Raw genomic sequence first — 4,545 nt, 5'->3', positions numbered from 1 at the left:
AAATGAAAGATTGGCTAATCGAGGACCAACAATACAGCAAACTAAATAAATTAAAAAAGAACAACCCAGAAGCTTTTTACTATTGGTATAAAAGTTTTACAATTAAATAATAATAAAAATATAAATGAGCATAAACATACTAAAATACGAAAGCGATATTTGGAAAACAGCCGACTTGCTTATAGGTTCAGGAATTAAACAAAGTGAATTCCCTAAATTTATGATGCCTTTTTTCGCTCTCATAATGGTAGAAAGTAGATTGGTTAGAGAAGCCAGAAGATTAAAAGAACAGATTGGCGAAATCGATATGGATGATTTCGTAGAAATGTTCGAATTAGAAGGTTTAGGATATAATGATTTTGTAATCAGAAAAAATAAAAGCCTAAAAGACATTTGCAAAAATGACAAAGCCTTTGATGTTGATTTTCATTCTTATTTAAAAGCCTTTGACCCAGAAACGAAATATTTATTAGGAGTTGACAAAGGAACAGAAGAAGAAAAGTTCTTGGATATTTCTGGAATTAGCGGACAATTAAAAAAGAAACGTGTTTTATTTGAAACCGTTCAAACTTGGAGCGAAATAGATTTAACACCTTTCAGCAACTCTGAAATCACCACTTTAGAAGAACACATCAAAAGAAAATGGGCTGATATTTCTGCTGAAACCGCTGGAGAACAATACACACCAGATGATATTATTTCATTGATTACAGATATTATTGTTTCAAAAATAGAGGATAACGAAAGCTTTTTAACCTTATATGATCCAACCTGTGGCGGAGGAAATCTACTTTTTGGAGTTGAGGATAAAATCAAAGAAAAATTTACAAGACCAACAAAAACATTTGGTGAAGATTGGAGCGATAGTTTATTTGCATTAGCAAAAATTGAAAGTCGTTTTAGAAACGATAGTGATATTCGTTATGGAAATACGCTAACCAATATTTCATTTATCGAAAAACGTTTTGACATCATTGTAGCCAATCCGCCTTATGGTGTCGACTGGAAAGGCTATCAAAAAGACATTCAAAACGATACAACAGAGCGTTTTGTTGCTTTGCCTTCAATCTCTGATGGACAGTTTTTATTTACCCAACACATTTTATACCAATTAGCAAACGATGGTTTAGCCGTTGTGGTTCATAATGGTTCCACTTTATTTAGTGGTGATGCTGGAAGTGGTGAAAGTGCTATACGGAAACATTTCTTCGATAATGATTGGGTTGAAGCTATTATTCAAATGCCTACGGACGAATTCTTTAATACAGGAATTTATACCTATTTGTGGATTTTCAACAAAAACAAAGCAGCTGAAAGAAAGGATAAAGTGATATTAATTAATGCGGCTGATTTGTTTGTTCCTTTAAAGAAAAGTAAAGGAAAGAAACGTAAGGAAATGAGCCTTGACAATAGAACAGAAATCGTTCAAGCATTTACCACTTTCGAGAGTAATGATTTTTGTAAAGTATTTGACAAATGGCATTTTTATTACAACAAGCAAAGCGTTATGCTTACTAATGTTGATGAGTTTGGGAATGCTATCGAAATGCCAAACAAAGTCTCAAAAGATGGCGAAGTAAAAGAAGAAAAAAGCATCAAATTGGATGTAAAAAGTATTTTAGTTGTAGATAGTTCGGCAGCAAACGGAATGAAAGCCATCAACGCAACCGAAATAACCGAATTTGACAAAACCACTTATTCAAGTTTATCAGATTATTTTGAAAAGCATTACAAACCATTTGTAAACAGCATTGATTATAAAGATGATGCTTTTATATTGTTAGACAATCAAGGCAATTCATTTACATACAATAACCACAAAGAAACAATTGTTGTTAAAGACAAAAATCAAAAAGAAAGCTTTTTGGGTAATGGTAGAATAGTTATCAAATCTTCTTATAAAAAAGCAACTAAAACCAAAGCAGAACACATTTTATTAACTGCCGAACTCACAAAAGACCTTCAAAAAGATTATGAAATAATACCTTTTCATCCTCTTGAAGAAACCAACAAAACTAACATTGCCAGTTTTATGGCAAAATATGTAACCAAACCTTTTGAGTATTTAGACAATACCATTGGTGTAGAAATTAATTTCAATAAAGTGTTCTACAAACCGGAACAATTAAGAGATATTATCGAAATCACTGCCGATTTAATGAAGTTAGAAAATGATTTAGCTAACCTTGAAAAAGAATTGGCAATATGATTAAATACAACAAATACAAACCATCAGAAATAGATTGGTTAGGCGATATTCCTAATGATTGGGAAGTTAAAAGAGTTAAAGACTTGGCAAAGACAAAGTCAGGTACAACTCCTCATAGCCAAACAGTAAAATATTATTCCGAAGGAATTCATAATTGGGTTAGAACAACAGATTTGAATGATGGAGAATTGTTTGAAGTTGAGTATAAAATTACCGATATTGCTTTAGAAGAATGTAATATGTCTTTTTTACCAATAGATACCATTTTAGTCGCTATGTATGGTGGTTTTGGTACAATTGGAAAAAATAGTATTTTAAAAAAAGCATCAACAATTAACCAATCTGTATGCGCAGTTCTACCAAGTAATAAATTACATCCTGAATACTTTTTATATTTTTTGAAATTCTTTAGAAGTAGTTGGAGAATTTTTGCAGATGGTACAAGAAAAGACCCGAATATAAATCAAGATGCTGTTAAAAATTTGTTTATTTATTTTCCAAAAGTTGAAGAACAAAAAAAGATAGTACATTTCATAAACACCAAAACCCAAGCCATAGACAAAAAAATAAACCTACTAACCCAAAAAGCCAACTACTACAAAGAATATAGAAAAAGCTTGATTAATGGAGCGGTTTGCAAAGGGTTGGATAAGTATGTAAAATCTAAAGTAACTGAATTAGGATTTAATGTTAATGAAAATTATAGTTTTTTCAGATTAAAAGATTTAGGTTATTTATATAGTGGTTTGTCAGGTAAAAGCGGAGAAGATTTCAACCAAGATGAAAATCCAAATAATAAACGTTTTATTCCTTTTACAAACATTGCTAACAATACGTATTTAAAAAAAGACCATTTAGGTACTGTTGTGGTTTATGATAATGAAAATCAAAATAAGGTAAAAAAAGAAGATGTTTTCTTTTTAATGAGTTCAGAGGGTTATGAAGATATTGGAAAATCAGCAATATTAGATTATGAATTAAACGAAACCTATTTGAACAGTTTTTGCAAAGGATATAGAGTTACTAATAGAAAAGCTAATCCATATTTTTTAAATTATTTATTATTATCTGATAATTACAGAAAGCAATTAACTGTTGAAGGAAAAGGTTTTACAAGAATTAATTTGAAAATGGAAAAAGTAAATGATTTTATTGTTTTCATTCCAAATACAATTGATGAACAAAAGAAAATAGTAAGTTTTTTGGATGATAAAACGCAAACCATTGATAAAATAGTTTCTAACATCAATGCACAAATAGCAACGCTGAAAGAATTACGCAAAACCTTGATTAATGATGCAGTAACGGGTAAAATAAAAGTGAGTTAAAATGGAACTAAAAAAAGATTTTATACAGCAAATACAAGCCATTATAAGCAATGCACAAGCAAAAGCAATCCGAAGTATTGATACGGAGCGAGTGTTGATGTATTGGCAAATAGGTAAAACCATTTTTGAAGAAGAGCAACAAGGCAAAGAACGAGCCGAGTATGGAAAATTTTTGCTTAAATCTATTTCTGATGTTTTTCAGCCTCAATTTGGTACTGGTTTTTCAGTGCGTCAATTGGAAATGAACAGACAGTTTTATAAACAATTTCCAATTGCGAACGCACTGCGTTCGCAATTCAACTGGACGCATTACCGAACATTAATACGCATAGAAAATCAAGATAAAAAAGATTTTTACATCGCCGAAACCGAGAAAAACAATTGGACGGCAAGACAATTAGAACGTCAGGTAAACAGTCAATTGTTTGAACGTTTATTGTTAAGCAACGATATACAATCCGTCTTGGCAGTTGCACGAGAAGAAAAACTACCAACCGATGCCAAAGAAATAATAAAAGACCCAATGGTATTGGAATTTTTAGGCTTAAGAAGAGAATCTGCCTACTACGAGAAGGATTTTGAAACCGCTATAATAACACATCTTCAGGATTTTATTTTAGAACTCGGCAACGGTTTTTCGTTTGTAGCCCGACAAAAAAGAATACACATTGAGGGTGATGAATTTTTTGTGGATTTAGTTTTCTATAATCGTCTTTTGCAATGCTTTGTAATTATCGAAATAAAAACTACTAAACTAACTCATCAGGATATTGGTCAATTGCAAATGTATGTCAACTATTACGATCGATTTGAGAAACAAGATTTTGAAAACTCAACCATAGGTATTTTATTATGTACCGACAAAAATGATGCTGTTGTAAAAATATCTTTGCCCGAAAATAATAGTACCATTATTGCTAGTAAATACCAATTGTACTTGCCAACAGAACAACAGTTAATAGACGAGGTTAAAAAAGAAATCGAAAAATTAGACGCTAATTAAATTAT

General features: G+C 31.0%; 3 protein-coding genes. All 3 read left to right on the top strand.

Translation table 11 applies throughout. The features are described from left to right. The first annotated feature begins 124 nt into the window (after positions 1 to 124). Genes ACH2BG_RS02415 through ACH2BG_RS02405 form a run of 3 tightly spaced genes read left to right on the top strand, consistent with a single transcriptional unit; the run spans position 125 to position 4,540 of the window. Positions 125 to 2,209, top strand: coding sequence for a class I SAM-dependent DNA methyltransferase (locus ACH2BG_RS02415; protein ID WP_395046140.1), 2,085 nt, complete (start codon positions 125 to 127; stop codon positions 2,207 to 2,209). After that, positions 2,206 to 3,537, top strand: a complete 1,332-nt coding sequence (locus tag ACH2BG_RS02410) for a restriction endonuclease subunit S (RefSeq protein ID WP_395046139.1) — start codon at positions 2,206 to 2,208, stop codon at positions 3,535 to 3,537. The genes ACH2BG_RS02415 and ACH2BG_RS02410 overlap by 4 nt, the downstream gene beginning before the upstream one ends. A 1-nt stretch (position 3,538) precedes the next feature. Next, positions 3,539 to 4,540 (top strand): YhcG family protein, encoded by a 1,002-nt coding sequence (locus tag ACH2BG_RS02405; protein ID WP_395046138.1) that lies wholly within the window; start codon positions 3,539 to 3,541, stop codon positions 4,538 to 4,540. Positions 4,541 to 4,545: the final 5 nt, after the last annotated feature.

The sequence above is a fragment of the Flavobacterium sp. genome, assembly GCF_043779715.1.
GTDB lineage: Bacteria > Bacteroidota > Bacteroidia > Flavobacteriales > Flavobacteriaceae > Flavobacterium.
Note: the sequence above shows the minus strand (reverse complement) of the source record. Positions and strands in the feature narration are given on the sequence as shown.

Bases quoted from the DNA above. Each gene is read 5' to 3' on its own strand.
- ACH2BG_RS02415 (WP_395046140.1), top strand. From the start codon at position 125: ATGAGCATAAACATACTAAAATACGAAAGCGATATTTGGAAAACAGCC.
- ACH2BG_RS02410 (WP_395046139.1), top strand. From the start codon at position 2,206: ATGATTAAATACAACAAATACAAACCATCAGAAATAGATTGGTTAGGC.
- ACH2BG_RS02405 (WP_395046138.1), top strand. From the start codon at position 3,539: ATGGAACTAAAAAAAGATTTTATACAGCAAATACAAGCCATTATAAGC.